This window comes from Pseudomonas viridiflava, assembly GCF_001642795.1.
In the GTDB taxonomy this organism is placed as follows: Bacteria; Pseudomonadota; Gammaproteobacteria; order Pseudomonadales; family Pseudomonadaceae; genus Aquipseudomonas; species Aquipseudomonas viridiflava.
The window spans coordinates 51780-68043 of sequence record NZ_LKEH01000026.1 but is presented as its reverse complement, the minus strand read 5'-3'; the positions used below and the strand labels follow the sequence as shown (position 1 = coordinate 68043).

At 58.2% G+C, this 16264-nt stretch carries 12 protein-coding genes; 10 read left to right on the top strand and 2 right to left on the bottom strand.

All coding sequences use genetic code 11. From position 1 onward, the window contains the following. Positions 1-35: 35 nt before the first annotated feature. A complete protein-coding gene (recN, locus tag AO065_RS13210) occupies positions 36-1709 on the bottom strand; it encodes a DNA repair protein RecN (RefSeq protein ID WP_004880008.1) in 1674 nt (557 codons plus the stop codon). A 270-nt stretch (positions 1710-1979) separates the two neighbouring features. On the opposite strand from recN, the gene grpE reads away from it, so the two are divergent. The 7 genes from grpE (at position 1980) to greA (ending at position 12092) form a co-directional block, all read left to right on the top strand. Next, positions 1980-2543, top strand: coding sequence for a nucleotide exchange factor GrpE (grpE, locus tag AO065_RS13205; protein WP_004880006.1), 564 nt, complete (start codon positions 1980-1982; stop codon positions 2541-2543). Between the two features lie 65 nt (positions 2544-2608). Next, positions 2609-4561, top strand: a complete 1953-nt coding sequence (gene dnaK / locus AO065_RS13200) for a molecular chaperone DnaK (protein WP_257118501.1) — start codon at positions 2609-2611, stop codon at positions 4559-4561. A 326-nt stretch (positions 4562-4887) separates the two neighbouring features. After that, positions 4888-6027, top strand: coding sequence for a molecular chaperone DnaJ (gene dnaJ / locus AO065_RS13195; RefSeq protein ID WP_004880000.1), 1140 nt, complete (start codon positions 4888-4890; stop codon positions 6025-6027). Between the two features lie 20 nt (positions 6028-6047). Next, positions 6048-6851 (top strand): 4-hydroxy-tetrahydrodipicolinate reductase, encoded by an 804-nt coding sequence (gene dapB, locus AO065_RS13190; protein ID WP_004879998.1) that lies wholly within the window; start codon positions 6048-6050, stop codon positions 6849-6851. A 273-nt stretch (positions 6852-7124) separates the two neighbouring features. Then, on the top strand, positions 7125-8261 hold the full coding sequence (carA, locus tag AO065_RS13185; protein ID WP_004879995.1) for a glutamine-hydrolyzing carbamoyl-phosphate synthase small subunit: 1137 nt from the start codon (positions 7125-7127) through the stop codon (positions 8259-8261). Positions 8262-8397: 136 nt separating this feature from the next. Further along, positions 8398-11619 (top strand): carbamoyl-phosphate synthase large subunit, encoded by a 3222-nt coding sequence (gene carB, locus AO065_RS13180; RefSeq protein WP_004879993.1) that lies wholly within the window; start codon positions 8398-8400, stop codon positions 11617-11619. Further along, positions 11616-12092, top strand: coding sequence for a transcription elongation factor GreA (greA, locus tag AO065_RS13175; RefSeq protein WP_004879992.1), 477 nt, complete (start codon positions 11616-11618; stop codon positions 12090-12092). Before carB ends, greA begins: the two co-directional genes overlap by 4 nt. 144 nt (positions 12093-12236) lie before the next feature. Here greA and AO065_RS13170 read toward each other — a convergent pair whose 3' ends face one another. After that, positions 12237-12545: a YhbY family RNA-binding protein gene (locus AO065_RS13170; protein ID WP_004879990.1), complete on the bottom strand. Its 309-nt coding sequence runs from the start codon at positions 12543-12545 to the stop codon at positions 12237-12239. 104 nt (positions 12546-12649) lie between these two features. Between AO065_RS13170 and rlmE the strand changes: the two genes are divergently transcribed. The 3 genes from rlmE (at position 12650) to folP (ending at position 16258) form a co-directional block, all read left to right on the top strand. Beyond that, positions 12650-13300 (top strand): 23S rRNA (uridine(2552)-2'-O)-methyltransferase RlmE, encoded by a 651-nt coding sequence (rlmE, locus tag AO065_RS13165; RefSeq protein WP_004879989.1) that lies wholly within the window; start codon positions 12650-12652, stop codon positions 13298-13300. Between the two features lie 193 nt (positions 13301-13493). Continuing rightward, a complete protein-coding gene (gene ftsH, locus AO065_RS13160) occupies positions 13494-15398 on the top strand; it encodes an ATP-dependent zinc metalloprotease FtsH (RefSeq protein WP_004879987.1) in 1905 nt (634 codons plus the stop codon). A gap of 8 nt (positions 15399-15406) precedes the next feature. Further along, positions 15407-16258, top strand: coding sequence for a dihydropteroate synthase (gene folP, locus AO065_RS13155; protein WP_004879986.1), 852 nt, complete (start codon positions 15407-15409; stop codon positions 16256-16258). The last annotated feature ends 6 nt before the right edge of the window (positions 16259-16264 follow it).

Sequence of the window (16264 nt, the reverse complement as noted above, 5' to 3'; positions counted from 1 at the left end):
CTATGGTCCATGAATCCGGATCGGCGCTCTGTCGATCAGTTTTTAGCGGTAATGACCATTTTCCTGGCGTGAGCCAGCGACTCCTTGGTCAGGTCGATGCCGCCCAGCATGCGCGCCACTTCCTCTATACGCTCGGCTTTGGTCAATTTTGACACGGCAGTGCGTGTCGCGTCGTTATCCCTGACCTTGTGCACGAACAGATGCTGATGGCCTTGCGCTGCGACCTGCGGCAAGTGCGTCACGGTCATGACCTGCCCACGCTCGCCCAGGCGTCGCAGCAACTGGCCGACGATTTCGGCCGTCGGGCCACCGATCCCCACATCGACTTCATCGAAGACCAGCGTCGGTACACGAGAAGTCTGGGCGGTGATGACCTGGATCGCCAGACTGATTCGTGACAGCTCGCCACCCGACGCCACCTTCGCCAGCGCCTTGAGCGGCTGACCGGGGTTGGCGCTGACCAGCAGTTCGACATGTTCCAGGCCATGAGGATGAGGCTCGCTGCCGGGAATGGCCTTCAATTCGATCTGGAAGCGACCGCCGGGCATGCCCAGTCGATGAATCTCCTGCTCGACGGCACTGGCCAGTCGGGTCGACGAGCTGTGACGCAGGTCGCTCAGTTCGCGAGCCTTTTCCTGATAATGCCGGGCAAAAGCCTGCACCTCATGTTCCAGTCGCTCGATGGATTCATCGTTAGCATTCAGCGTTTCGATTTCATCCAGCAATTTCTGCTGCAGGGTCGCCACTTCGTTGGGCTGGATGCGGTGTTTGCGTGCGAGTGTATAAATAGCATCGAGCCGTTCTTCAAGCTGCTGAAGTCTGGCCGGGTCAGCGTCGAAATGGTCGAGAAAGCGATTGAGCTCGCCGACGGCTTCTTCTACCTGAATCTGGGCGCTGGACAGCAGATCAGTGGCTTCGCTGAGTGCGGTAGGTGAGTTATTCACGCTGCCCAGGCGATGCAGGCTGGCCGTCAGGGCATTGAGCACGTTGCCGGAATCGCTCTCGCTGCATTGCTCGACGACCTGTCGGCAGATGCTCAGCAGGCTTTCGGCGTTGGTCAGGTTCTTGTGTTCCTGCTCCAGTTGCTCCAGTTCGTTCTCGCCCAGGCTCAGGCTTTCCAGCTCTTCCAGCTGATAGCTGAGCAACTGGTGACGTGCCCGTTGCTCGTCACCCGAATTGGAAAGACGTTCCAGCTCTTGCCGGGTTTGACGCCAGCGCTGTGCCGCCAGTTGAACCTGCCGCGCCAGATCGGTCGCGCCTGCGTATTCGTCCAGCAGACGGCGGTGGGTATCGGTCTTGAGCAGGGATTGATGCTCATGCTGGCTGTGAATGTCGATCAGCAGTTCGCCAAGCGCTTTCAGGTCGCCTTGAGGGCAGGGCGAGCCGTTGATGTACGAGCGCGAGCGGCCTTCTGCGGTGATGACCCGGCGCAGAATGCAGGGGCCGTCATTGTCCAGGTCGCGCTCCTTGAGCCAGACCTGTGCTTCGGGAATGTCTTCCAGATCGAACGTGGCCAGAATGTCGGCCTTGTCGGCACCCGGACGAACCACGCCGCTGTCGGCCCGGTCGCCCAGCGTCAGGCCCAGCGCGTCGAGCATGATGGATTTGCCAGCGCCGGTTTCGCCAGTGATTACGCTCATGCCTCGATCAAGCTCGAGATCGAGGTGTTCGACGATGGCGTAGTTATGTACGGAAAGGTGCACCAGCATTGAGCGGCTCCCGAGCTATTTGTCTGGTTATTTATACAGTGTTTTATTTGCTGCTGACAATGCCTTGGCTTAGCTCGATTTGATTGGTCTTCCTTGTTTTTTAGTCCGCGCAGAGAGGCGTGTCGATTTTTTCTGGCTCTTTATTCCCTATTTTTTTGTGAGGAAATGCACATATCCAGTGCTGTCTGCCCTTGAAGCCGAAAATTCCGATCCCATATAGGGGGCAGAAGCGCGAGTTGGGTTCGCGGACGTTTTTAAAGGAGAACACTTATGGCTGACGAACAGAATCTGGATGCGCAGAGCCAGGACCAGGCTGCCGAAGCAGGCGCGGGCGACGAACTGACGACCCGTGTGCAAGTGCTCGAAGAGCAACTGGCTGCCGCGCAGGACCAATCCCTGCGAGTGGCTGCGGATCTGCAGAATGTCCGCCGCCGCGCTGAACAGGATGTTGAAAAGGCTCACAAGTTTGCGTTGGAAAAATTTGCCGGTGATCTGCTGCCGATCATCGACAGTCTGGAGCGAGGTATCGAGCTGTCCAGTCCGGACGACGAGAGCATTCGCCCGATGCGTGAAGGTATCGAGCTGACCTTGAAGATGTTTCAAGACACCCTCAAGCGTTATCAGTTGGAAGCCGTCGACCCGCATGGTCAGCCATTCAGTGCCGAACAGCACCAGGCAATGGCCATGCAGGAAAGTGCAGATGTAGAGCCCAATACGGTGCTCAAAGTGTTTCAGAAGGGTTACCAGCTCAATGGTCGTCTGCTGCGCCCGGCCATGGTCGTGGTCAGCAAGGCACCGTCGCCTGTTACGCCGTCAATTGACGAGCAGGCTTGAAATCAGCTGCAAGGCCCCCATTTACAGGTCAAGCGTTTAAGAGCTACCGCAATTTGTAAACGCAGTTGCGGCAACCAAATCAAAGTTTCGGGAGAGTCAAGATGGGCAGAATTATCGGTATCGACCTGGGGACTACCAACTCCTGTGTCTCCATTCTGGAAAACGGCAAGGCCAAGGTTATCGAGAACGCTGAAGGCGCTCGCACCACGCCGTCGATCATCGCCTACGCCAACGATGGTGAAATCCTGGTCGGTCAGTCCGCAAAGCGTCAGGCTGTGACCAATCCGCACAACACGCTGTACGCAGTAAAGCGTCTGATCGGTCGTCGTTTTGACGAAGAAGTCGTTCAGAAAGACATCCAGATGGTCCCTTACAAGATCGTCAAGGCTGACAACAGCGACGCCTGGGTTGAAGTGAATGGCCAGAAAATGGCGCCTCCTCAGATTTCCGCTGAAATCCTGAAGAAGATGAAGAAGACCGCTGAAGACTACCTCGGTGAAGCTGTTACCGAAGCGGTCATTACTGTTCCGGCCTACTTCAACGACAGCCAGCGTCAGGCGACCAAGGACGCCGGCCGCATCGCGGGTCTGGACGTCAAGCGCATCATCAACGAGCCTACCGCTGCCGCTCTGGCCTACGGTATGGACAAGGCGAAGGGCGACCACACTGTCATCGTTTATGACCTGGGTGGCGGTACGTTCGACGTATCGGTTATCGAAATCGCTGAAGTCGACGGTGAGCACCAGTTCGAAGTGTTGGCCACCAACGGCGACACCTTCCTGGGTGGTGAGGACTTCGACATTCGTCTGATCGACTACCTCGTCGACGAATTCAAGAAAGAAAGCGGCATGAACCTGAAGGGCGACCCTCTGGCGATGCAGCGTCTGAAAGAAGCTGCTGAAAAGGCCAAGATCGAGCTGTCCTCCAGCATGCAGACCGACGTCAACCTGCCGTACATCACTGCAGATGCGACCGGTCCAAAGCACTTGAACGTGAAAATCTCCCGTTCGAAGCTGGAATCGCTGGTTGAAGACCTGGTTCAGCGCACCATCGAACCTTGCCGCATTGCATTGAAGGATGCTGGCATCGACATCGGCAGCATCAACGACGTGATCCTGGTCGGTGGTCAGACCCGTATGCCGCTGGTTCAGAAGCTGGTGACCGAGTTCTTCGGCAAAGAAGCACGTAAAGACGTCAACCCGGACGAAGCGGTTGCCATGGGTGCTGCCATCCAGGGTGCGGTACTGGCCGGTGATGTCAAAGACGTTCTGCTGCTCGACGTCAGCCCGCTGACTCTGGGTATCGAAACCATGGGCGGCGTGATGACAGCGCTGATCGAGAAAAACACCACGATTCCTACCAAGAAATCCCAGGTGTTCTCGACTGCCGATGACAACCAGAGCGCTGTGACCATTCACGTGCTGCAGGGTGAGCGTAAACAAGCCGGTCAGAACAAGTCCCTGGGCAAGTTCGACCTGGCCGAGATTCCACCGGCTCCACGTGGCGTGCCACAGATCGAAGTGACCTTCGACATCGACGCCAACGGCATTCTGCACGTAGGCGCGAAAGACAAGGCCACCGGCAAGCAGCAGTCCATCGTGATCAAGGCCAACTCCGGTCTGTCCGAGGAAGAAATTCAGCAGATGGTTCGTGACGCTGAAGTCAACGCTGAAGAAGATCGCAAGTTCGAAGAGCTGGCCTCTGCCCGTAACCAGGGTGATGCGCTGGTCCACTCGACTCGCAAGATGATCTCCGATGCAGGCGACAAAGTGACTGCCGAAGAGAAGACTGCAGTCGAAGCTGCAGTAGTCGCTCTGGAAGCCGCTGTCAAAGGCGACGACAAGGCGGCCATCGAAGCCAAGGTTGAAGAGCTGTCCAAGGTTTCCGCGCCAATCGCTCAGAAGATGTACGCCGAGCAGGCCGAGAACCCGGAAGCAGCGGCCAAGCCTGCTGACGAACCGTCCAAGGCTGACGACGCTGTCGACGCCGAGTTCGAAGAAGTGAAAGACCACAAGTAAGCGCAGGCTCACTTGCAAGCCGGTTGACCTCTTTCGAGTGGTGGCTGGTAGGATGTCGCCGCGCGGGAGCTTGCTCCCGCGTTGGCGTGTCTGGAACAGGCAAAATTTCGGCAGGCGGATTTCGGTCCGAATGCCATGTGGCAAGATCGCGATGCTCCTGCGTGGCGACTCATTCTGCCGCTTTCTCGGTCGGATGTTTCTGGCCGTTGAACGAAGACCAGGATCGTTGAATTGACGTGAGTTGGGTCCGGGCCTGTATGGGGCTCAACGAGTTTGGCGAGGCTCAGGAGGGTCTTGCCGAACGTCCTCAAGAGTGCGGAAGAATTATGGCAAAGCGTGATTATTACGAAGTGTTGGGAGTGGAGCGAGGCTCCAGCGAGGCGGAGCTGAAAAAGGCTTATCGTCGTCTGGCGATGAAGCATCACCCTGACCGCAACCCTGATGACAAAGCGTCGGAAGAGATGTTCAAGGAGGCCAACGAGGCCTACGAAGTCCTGTCTGATGCCAGCAAACGTGCGGCCTACGATCAGTACGGTCATGCCGGTGTCGACCCGAGCATGGGCGGCGGCGGAGGCTTTGGTGGTGGCGCTGGCGGTGCGAACTTCTCCGATATCTTCGGTGATGTGTTCAGTGACTTCTTCGGTGGTGGCAGAGCTGGCGGCGGTGGACGCGGTGGTGCCCAGCGTGGCAGCGACCTGCGCTACACGCTCGAGCTGAATCTCGAAGAGGCAGTTCGCGGCACAACGGTCAGTATCCGCGTCCCGACGCTGGTCAACTGCAAGCCGTGTGATGGCAGTGGGGCGAAGAAGGGCTCTTCGCCGGTCACGTGTCCGACCTGTGGCGGTATCGGTCAGGTGCGCATGCAGCAGGGGTTCTTCTCCGTGCAGCAGACCTGCCCGCGTTGCCATGGTCACGGCAAGATCATTTCCGATCCGTGCGATTCGTGCCACGGCGAAGGCCGTGTCGAAGAGTACAAGACGCTCTCCGTCAAAGTGCCGCCAGGTGTCGATACCGGCGACCGCATTCGTCTGTCCGGCGAAGGCGAGGCGGGCGTTCAGGGTGGTCCGACGGGCGACCTGTATGTTGTGATCAACGTGCGTGAACACGACATCTTCCAGCGTGACGGCAAGCACCTGTTCTGCGAAGTACCCATCAGCTTTACCGATGCAGCGCTGGGTGGCGAGCTTGAAGTGCCGACCCTCGACGGTCGCGTCAAGCTGAAGATCCCCGAGGGTACCCAGACCGGCAAGCAGTTCCGTCTGCGCGGCAAGGGTGTTGCTCCGGTACGCGGTGGCGGTGCGGGCGACCTGATGTGTCGTGTGGCGGTCGAAACCCCGGTCAACCTCAGCAAGCGTCAGCGCGAGCTGCTGGAAGAGTTCCGCACGTCGCTTGAGAATGATGAGTCCCACTCTCCCAAGGCCAGTGGCTGGTTTGAGGGTGTGAAGCGCTTCTTCGGTGATTTGTAAGGTTATCTAAGGAAATCGGCATGCGACGTATTGCTGTAGTGGGCGCCGCCGGGCGCATGGGTAAAACCTTGATCGAAGCGATTCAACAGGCGCCCGGCGCCGGGTTGACCGCTGCGATCGATCGTCCTGACAGCACGCTGGTTGGCGCGGACGCTGGCGAGCTGGCTGCGCTGGGTCGTATCGGTGTTCCTTTGTCAGGTGATCTGGCCAAGGTCGCAGACGAGTTTGATGTGCTGATCGACTTCACGCATCCGTCGGTGACGCTCAAGAATCTGGCGTTCTGCCGCAAGGCGGGCAAGGCCATGATCATTGGCACGACCGGGTTCAGCGTTGAGGAAAAGCAGCGTCTGGTTGAGGCGGGCAAGGACATCCCGATCGTGTTCGCCGCCAATTTCAGTATCGGCGTCAACCTGTGTCTGAAGTTGCTCGATACGGCGGCCCGGGTTCTGGGTGATGACGTCGATATTGAAATCACCGAAGCGCATCACCGTCACAAGGTCGACGCGCCGTCAGGCACTGCGTTGCGCATGGGTGAGGTGGTTGCCAGTGCGTTGGGTCGTGATCTGGAGAAGGTCGCGGTCTATGGTCGTGAAGGCCAGACCGGTGCGCGTGATCGTCAGAGCATCGGCTTTGCGACAATTCGCGCCGGCGATGTGGTCGGTGATCACACGGTGCTGTTTGCTGCCGATGGTGAGCGGGTCGAGATCACTCACAAGGCGTCCAGTCGCATGACGTTTGCCAAGGGTGCCGTGAGGGCCGCGATGTGGCTCGATGGCAAGGCGCCGGGGCTGTATGACATGCAGGATGTGCTGGATCTGCATTGATCCTTGCATCTGCAGTTAACAGGCCGGATTTCGTACACGCTGCGGGATTCGGCCTTTTACTGACTGATTCGCTTCAACCCGCTGTCGCATTTCCCCGCATTTCAGGCACATTGGTGGTAGACCAAAATGGGCCTTTTCTGTAAGCTACAGCTTTAGTGTGTCCACTAAAAGCGCGCAGATGATTCTATAAGAAAGCGGGGTGACGTATCTACGTCATTCCGCTTTTTTGCAACCTGCGAACGCCCTTTCAGGCTTTATTTACGGGAGGTCTTCTTGACTAAGCCAGCCATACTCGCCCTTGCTGATGGCAGCATTTTTCGCGGCGAAGCCATTGGAGCCGACGGTCAGACCGTTGGTGAGGTGGTGTTCAACACCGCAATGACAGGCTATCAGGAAATCCTTACCGATCCTTCCTATGCCCAGCAGATCGTTACCCTGACTTACCCCCATATCGGCAATACCGGCACCACACCTGAGGACGCCGAGTCTGATCGCGTCTGGTCCGCAGGTCTGGTCATCCGTGACCTGCCTCTGGTCGCCAGCAACTGGCGTAACAAGATGTCGCTGGACGATTACCTGAAAGCCAATAACGTTGTCGCCATCGCCGGTATCGACACCCGTCGCCTGACCCGCATCCTGCGTGAGAAAGGCGCACAGAACGGCTGCATCATGGCCGGTGACAACATCTCTGAAGAAGCCGCCATTGCAGCAGCGCGCGGCTTCCCGGGCCTCAAGGGCATGGATCTGGCCAAAGAGGTCAGCACCAAGGACACCTACGAATGGCGTTCCAGCGTCTGGGACCTGAAGACCGACAGCCATGCTGAAATCGCTGCTTCCGAGCTGCCTTACCATGTGGTTGCCTACGATTACGGTGTGAAGCTGAACATCCTGCGCATGCTGGTCGAGCGCGGCTGCCGCGTGACCGTGGTTCCGGCGCAGACGCCTGCCAAGGACGTTCTGGCCTACAACCCGGACGGCGTGTTCCTGTCCAACGGTCCTGGCGATCCAGAGCCTTGCGATTACGCGATCACTGCGATCAAGGAAGTGCTGGAAACCGAAACCCCGGTCTTCGGCATCTGCCTGGGTCACCAGCTGCTCGCGCTGGCCTCCGGCGCCAAGACCGTAAAAATGGGTCACGGCCACCACGGTGCCAACCACCCGGTTCAGGATCTGGACACCGGTGTCGTTATGATCACCAGCCAGAACCATGGTTTTGCGGTGGATGAAGCCACGCTACCAGCCAACGTGCGCGCCATCCACAAGTCGCTGTTCGACGGCACCCTTCAGGGTATCGAGCGCACCGACAAGAGCGCCTTCAGCTTCCAGGGTCACCCTGAAGCCAGCCCTGGCCCGAGCGACGTCGCGCCGCTGTTTGACCGCTTTATCGAAGCCATGGCCAAGCGACGCTGACCGGTTGCCTTGAGACTGTAGTAAGCAGGTGACCTGGCTGGACCCGGACAATACATCCGGTCGCTGCCACCCAGGCCACCTCCATGAAATGTTCAAGACGGCTTGCCGACTGACCTGCGGATTTGAGTGACAACCCATGCCAAAACGTACAGATATTAAAAGCATCCTGATTCTCGGCGCCGGCCCCATCGTGATCGGCCAGGCCTGTGAATTCGACTACTCCGGCGCCCAGGCCTGCAAGGCTCTGCGCGAAGAGGGTTACCGCGTCATTCTGGTGAACTCCAACCCGGCCACCATCATGACCGACCCGGCCATGGCCGACGCCACCTACATCGAGCCGATCAAGTGGCAGACCGTTGCCAAGATCATCGAGAAAGAGCGTCCGGACGCACTGCTGCCAACCATGGGCGGCCAGACTGCACTGAACTGTGCGCTGGATCTGGAGCGCGAAGGCGTTCTGGAGAAATTCGGCGTCGAAATGATCGGTGCCAACGCTGACACCATCGACAAGGCTGAAGACCGTTCGCGTTTCGACAAAGCGATGAAATCCATCGGTCTTGACTGCCCGCGTTCCGGCATCGCCCACTCGATGGAAGAAGCCAATGCTGTTCTTGAGCGCCTCGGCTTCCCTTGCATTATCCGTCCGTCCTTCACCATGGGCGGCACCGGTGGCGGTATCGCTTACAACCGTGAAGAGTTCGAAGAAATCTGTGCTCGTGGTCTGGACCTTTCGCCAACCAAGGAACTGCTGATCGACGAATCGCTGATCGGCTGGAAAGAGTACGAGATGGAAGTTGTCCGCGACAAAAAGGACAACTGCATCATTGTCTGCTCCATCGAAAACTTCGACCCGATGGGCGTGCACACCGGTGACTCGATCACTGTTGCGCCAGCACAGACCCTGACCGACAAGGAATACCAGATTCTGCGTAACGCCTCCCTGGCGGTGCTGCGCGAGATCGGCGTTGAAACCGGTGGCTCCAACGTTCAGTTCGGTATCTGCCCGGATACTGGCCGCATGGTCGTGATCGAGATGAACCCGCGTGTTTCGCGTTCCTCGGCACTGGCTTCCAAGGCGACCGGTTTCCCGATTGCCAGAATCGCGGCCAAGCTGGCTGTTGGCTACACGCTGGACGAGCTGTCCAACGACATCACCGGCGGCAAGACCCCGGCTTCGTTCGAGCCATCCATCGACTACGTCGTCACCAAGCTGCCGCGCTTTGCGTTCGAGAAGTTCGCCAAGGCCGATGCTCGCCTGACCACCCAGATGAAATCGGTGGGTGAAGTCATGGCCATCGGTCGCACCTTCCAGGAATCCCTGCAGAAAGCCCTGCGTGGTCTGGAAGTGGGCGTCTGCGGTCTTGATCCGAAGCTCGATCTGAGCCATCCGGAAAGCATGAGCACGCTCAAGCGTGAGCTGACCGTTCCGGGTGCCGAGCGTATCTGGTACGTCGCTGACGCCTTCCGCGCCGGCATGAGCGTCGAAGATATCTTCGCCATGAACATGATTGACCCCTGGTTCCTGGTCCAGATCGAAGATCTGATCAAGGACGAAGAGAAGGTCAAGACGCTGGGGCTGTCGGCCATCGACCGCGACCTGATGTTCCGCCTCAAGCGCAAGGGCTTCTCCGATGCCCGTCTGGCCAAGCTGCTGGGCGTGACCGAGAAGAACCTGCGTACACATCGCCACAAGCTGGAAGTGTTCCCGGTCTACAAGCGCGTCGACACTTGCGCCGCCGAGTTCGCGACCGACACCGCGTACCTGTACTCGACGTACGAAGAAGAGTGCGAAGCCAACCCTTCTACGCGCAACAAGATCATGATTCTGGGCGGCGGTCCAAACCGTATCGGCCAGGGCATCGAGTTCGACTACTGCTGCGTACACGCCGCTCTGGCGCTGCGTGACGACGGGTACGAGACCATCATGGTCAACTGCAACCCGGAAACCGTTTCCACTGATTACGACACGTCCGATCGTCTATACTTCGAGCCGGTCACGCTGGAAGACGTACTGGAAATCGTGCGCGTCGAGAAGCCGAAGGGTGTGATCGTCCAGTACGGCGGCCAGACGCCGCTGAAACTGGCTCGTGCGCTGGAAGCCGCAGGCGTGCCGATCATCGGCACCAGCCCTGACGCCATCGACCGTGCAGAAGACCGTGAGCGCTTCCAGCAGATGGTCGAGCGTCTGAATCTGCGTCAGCCGCCAAACGCAACTGTGCGCAGCGAAGACGAAGCGATTCGTGCTGCCGCCAAGATCGGTTATCCGCTGGTTGTGCGTCCATCCTATGTACTGGGTGGTCGTGCGATGGAAATCGTTTACCAGGAAGACGAACTCAAGCGTTACCTGCGTGAAGCGGTTCAGGTCTCCAACGACAGCCCGGTGCTGCTGGACCACTTCCTGAACTGCGCCATCGAAATGGACGTCGATGCTGTCTGCGATGGCACCGACGTTGTGATCGGCGCGATCATGCAGCACATCGAACAGGCGGGCGTTCACTCCGGTGACTCCGCGTGCTCGCTGCCGCCTTACTCGCTGCCGGCTCACATCCAGGACGAGATGCGCGAACAGGTCAAGAAGATGGCGCTGGAACTGGGCGTTGTCGGCCTGATGAACGTGCAGTTGGCCTTGCAGGGCGAAGACATCTACGTCATCGAGGTCAACCCGCGTGCGTCGCGTACCGTGCCGTTCGTGTCCAAGTGCATCGGTGTTTCCCTAGCCATGATCGCCGCGCGCGTAATGGCAGGCAAAACCTTGAAAGAGCTGAACTTCACCAAGGAAATCATTCCTAATTTCTACAGTGTGAAAGAAGCGGTGTTCCCGTTCGCCAAGTTCCCGGGTGTTGACCCGATCCTCGGCCCGGAGATGAAGTCGACCGGTGAAGTGATGGGCGTGGGCGACACCTTCGGTGAAGCGTTCGCCAAGGCTCAGATGGGCGCCAGCGAAGTGCTGCCGACCGGTGGCACCGCATTCATCAGCGTTCGTGACGATGACAAGCCTTTGGTGGCGGGTGTCGCGCGTGACCTGATCAGTCTTGGCTTCCAGATCGTTGCGACAGCGGGTACCGCCAAGCTGATCGAAGCGGCGGGCTTGAAGGTTCGCCGCGTCAACAAGGTCACCGAAGGTCGTCCGCACGTGGTCGACATGATCAAGAATGACGAAGTTACCCTGATCATCAACACCACCGAAGGCCGTCAGTCGATCGCGGATTCCTATTCCATTCGTCGCAACGCCTTGCAGCACAAGATTTACTGCACCACTACTATTGCAGCAGGCGAAGCCATCTGCGAAGCGCTCAAGTTCGGTCCAGAGAAGACTGTACGTCGCTTGCAGGATCTCCATGCAGGATTGAAGGCATGATCAAATACCCAATGACTGTTCAGGGCGCTCGCGCCCTGGAAGAAGAATTGACGCATCTGACCAAGGTGGTCCGTCCCAAGCTGAGCCAGGACATTGGCACGGCGCGGGAACTGGGCGACCTGAAGGAAAACGCTGAATACCATGCTGCGCGCGAGCAGCAGGGCATGGTCGAGGCGCGTATCCGTGACATCGAAGGCCGTATGCAGAATGCCGTGGTGATCGACGTCACCACCATTCCTCACACCGGCAAGGTGATTTTCGGCACGACCGTGGAAATCGCCAACGTTGAAACGGACGAGAGCGTCACGTATCAGATCGTCGGTGAGGATGAAGCGGACATCAAGAAGGGCAAGATTTCGGTGGGTTCGCCCATCGCCCGCGCCTTGATTGCCAAGGAAGAAGGCGACGTCGTTGTCGTGAAAACGCCCAGCGGCGTGATCGAGTACGAAATCGTCGAGGTTCGTCACATCTAAGGCTCGGTGCCCGCTTATGGCGGGCGCAACCTGTCAGCCTTCAGGGTTCTGGCCTTGAAGGGTCTGGCGGTAGCCTGTTCGATAGTTTGGTGCGAGAGAATCAGGAGCAGGGCGCGCTGAAAACGGCCCTGGCTTCTGTTTTTTTTAGTGCGCGCGGTGGACGTTGGACAACAGCTTGTTTACCTTTGGGTTCTTGCGATAGATCAACGCCATTTTGCCGATGACCTGAACCAGGTCGGCCGAGCCGGCTTTGCAGATTTCTGCAATGGCCTGCAGGCGGCTCTCGCGGTCGAGGATGTTGAGCTTGATCTTGATCAGCTCATGATCGCTCAGTGCGCGTTCAAGCTCTGCCAGCACACCTTCAGTCAAACCATTGTCAGCCACGATCAATACCGGTTTCAGGTGGTGGCCAATGGATTTGTATTGTTTCTTCTGCTCTTGAGTGAGCGGCATAATCTGACCTCTGCGTCTGATCTTGTAAAAAGCGGCGGCCAGTTTACCCGAGCGAGTCCGGGACCGCCCAGTTAATCACGACTCGTTTATTTTTGAGGTGCCCCGTGGCCCGTTCCAAGACAAGCCATAACTGGCTCAAAGAACACTTCGACGACAAGTACGTCAAAATGGCGCAGAAGGACGGCTACCGTTCGCGTGCCAGTTACAAGCTTCTCGAGATCCAGGAAAAGGACAAGATCATCCGTCCCGGCATGACCGTGATCGACCTCGGCGCCGCGCCTGGAGGCTGGTCGCAGGTGACCAGTCGTCTGATTGGCGGTCAAGGCCGCCTGATCGCTTCCGACATCCTTGAAATGGACAGCATCCCCGATGTGACCTTCATTCAGGGTGACTTCACCGAAGATGCTGTGCTCGCACAAATTCTGGAGGCAGTCGGTAATACGCAGGTAGACCTTGTGATTTCCGATATGGCCCCCAATATGAGTGGATTGAGCGCTGTCGACATGCCGCGTGCAATGTTTCTTTGCGAACTGGCGCTTGATCTGGCCGGGCGGGTTCTGCGTCCGGGTGGCGATTTCCTCATCAAGGTCTTCCAGGGTGAGGGTTTCGATGTGTACCACAAGGACATTCGCAAGCTGTTCGACAAGGTACAGATGCGCAAACCCTTGTCCTCACGCGACCGTTCCCGCGAGCAGTACCTGCTGGGGCGTGGCTTCAAAGGCATCGAAGGCGCTGCCAGCGATGAGCGTCTCTGACACAGAGCGATAGCTTTTTTTAAATAGCGTTGTCGATGCAGCATGTTCGAACATCGCGTAGTCAAAGTTTCACAAAGGGTTACAGACGTCGCCTGCCACATCTGTAGGTTCTGTAGTAAGTTAGGCCGGTGAATATCATGCGAGGCACGCTTGCTGCGTGGAGCTTGCTTCAGAGGGTAGCTAATTGAACGATATGGCAAAGAATTTGATCCTGTGGTTGATCATCGCTGCTGTCCTTGTGACGGTGATGAACAACTTCTCCAGCCCGAACGAGCCGCAGACCCTCAATTACTCCGAGTTCATCCAGCAAGTGAAGGATGGCAAGGTTGAGAAGGTTTCCGTCGACGGCTACGTCATCACTGGCAAGCGCAGCGATGGCGACACCTTCAAGACCATTCGTCCGGCTATCCAGGACAACGGTCTGATCGGCGATCTGGTCGACAACAACGTTGTCGTCGAAGGCAAGCAGCCTGAGCAGCAGAGCATCTGGACACAGTTGCTGGTCGCCAGCTTCCCGATTCTGGTGATCATCGCGGTCTTCATGTTCTTCATGCGCCAGATGCAGGGCGGAGCCGGTGGTAAAGGCGGCCCGATGAGCTTTGGCAAGAGCAAGGCGCGTCTGCTGTCTGAAGATCAGGTCAAGACCACGCTGGCTGACGTTGCAGGTTGTGACGAGGCCAAGGAAGAAGTCGGCGAGCTCGTTGAGTTCCTCCGCGATCCGGGCAAGTTCCAGCGTCTGGGTGGTCGAATTCCCCGTGGCGTGCTGATGGTCGGTCCTCCGGGTACCGGTAAGACGCTGATCGCCAAAGCCATCGCTGGCGAAGCGAAAGTGCCATTCTTCACTATTTCCGGTTCCGACTTCGTTGAGATGTTCGTGGGTGTTGGTGCGAGCCGCGTTCGTGACATGTTCGAACAGGCCAAGAAGCATGCGCCATGCATCATCTTCATTGACGAAATCGATGCTGTCGGTCGCCATCGTGGCGCTGGCATGGGCGGTGGTCATGACGAGCGCGAGCAGACTCTCAACCAGTTGCTGGTAGAGATGGACGGTTTCGAAATGAATGACGGCATCATCGTCATCGCTGCGACCAACCGCCCTGACGTACTTGACCCTGCGCTGCTGCGTCCGGGCCGTTTCGACCGTCAGGTCGTGGTCGGTCTGCCGGACATTCGTGGTCGCGAACAGATTCTCAAGGTTCACATGCGCAAGGTTCCGATGGGCGAGGATGTGAATCCTGGCGTCATCGCTCGCGGTACACCTGGCTTCTCGGGTGCCGACCTGGCCAACCTGGTCAACGAGGCTTCACTCTTTGCTGCTCGCTCCGGCAAGCGCATCGTCGAGATGAAAGAGTTCGAACTGGCCAAGGACAAGATCATGATGGGCGCCGAGCGCAAATCGATGGTCATGTCCGAGAAGGAAAAGCAGAACACGGCCTACCACGAAGCGGGTCACGCTATCGTTGGTCGTCTGGTGCCTGAGCATGACCCGGTTTACAAGGTGTCGATCATCCCGCGCGGTCGCGCGCTGGGTGTGACCATGTTCCTGCCGGAAGAAGATCGTTACAGCCTGTCGAAGCGTGCGCTGATCAGTCAGATCTGCTCGCTGTACGGCGGTCGTATCGCTGAAGAGATGACGCTTGGCTTTGATGGCGTCACGACTGGCGCTTCCAACGACATCATGCGTGCGAGTCAGATTGCGCGGAACATGGTGACCAAGTGGGGTCTGTCGGAAAAACTGGGTCCTCTGATGTATTCCGAGGATGAAGACGCCGGTTATCTGGGTCGTGGCGGCAGTCAGAACTCCAACTTCTCCGGAGAAACGGCCAAGCTGATCGACTCCGAGGTTCGCAGCATCATCGATCTCTGCTACGGCACCGCGAAACAGCTGCTTACGGACAACCGTGACAAGCTCGATGCCATGGCAGATGCGCTGATGAAGTATGAAACCATCGATGCCGATCAGATCGACGACATCATGTCGGGTCGTCCGCCGCGCGAGCCGCGGGATTGGGAAGGCGGTTCGGGTACCAAAGGTACGCCGATCACCCCTGATCCACGCCCGGAAACACCGATCGGTGGCCCGGCTGCTGAACATTAAGGTCTGACATGACTTCTGCGCTGTACCCAACCCGGTTGCCTTGCGGCAACCGGGTTCTTGATTTGGCCCATACGCATGTGATGGGCATTCTCAATGCAACCCCTGACTCTTTTTCGGACGGCGGCCGCTACAGCCAGCTCGATGCGGCCTTGCGTCATGCGCAAGAGATGGTTGCTGCGGGCGCTACGCTGATTGATGTGGGTGGCGAATCCACGCGTCCAGGGGCTCGTCCTGTTTCGCCTGCCGAGGAGGTCGATCGTGTCGCGCCGGTTGTCGAGCGCATTGCTCGAGAGCTGGACGTCATCATCTCCGTCGATACGTCGACCCCTGAGGTTATCGTCGAGTCCGCCAGACTGGGCGCCGGGCTTATCAACGATGTCCGTTCGTTGCGGCGTCCAGGTGCGCTGGAGGCGGCTGCCGCGACCGGTCTGCCGGTCTGTCTCATGCATATGCTGGGCGAACCGGGCGACATGCAGGATAATCCGCATTATCAGAACCTCGTCGGCGAAGTGAGTGTCTTCCTGGCTGATCGCATGGAGCGATGCGAGGCGGCAGGCATCCCCAAAGACCGTATCATTCTTGATCCCGGTTTCGGCTTTGCGAAAACGCTGGAGCACAATCTCAGTCTGTTCAGGCACATGGAAGCGCTGCATGCTCTGGGTCGCCCCCTGCTGGTCGGCGTATCACGCAAAAGCATGATCGGCGCGGTTCTGGGTCGTCCTGTGGGCGAGCGACTGATAGGTGGGTTGGCGTTGGCCGCACTGGCCATGACCAAAGGTGCAAGAATCTTGCGTGTGCACGATGTCGCCGAAACGGCCGACGTGGTGCGCATGATTGCAGCTGTCGAAGCAGCTGAATAACAACAG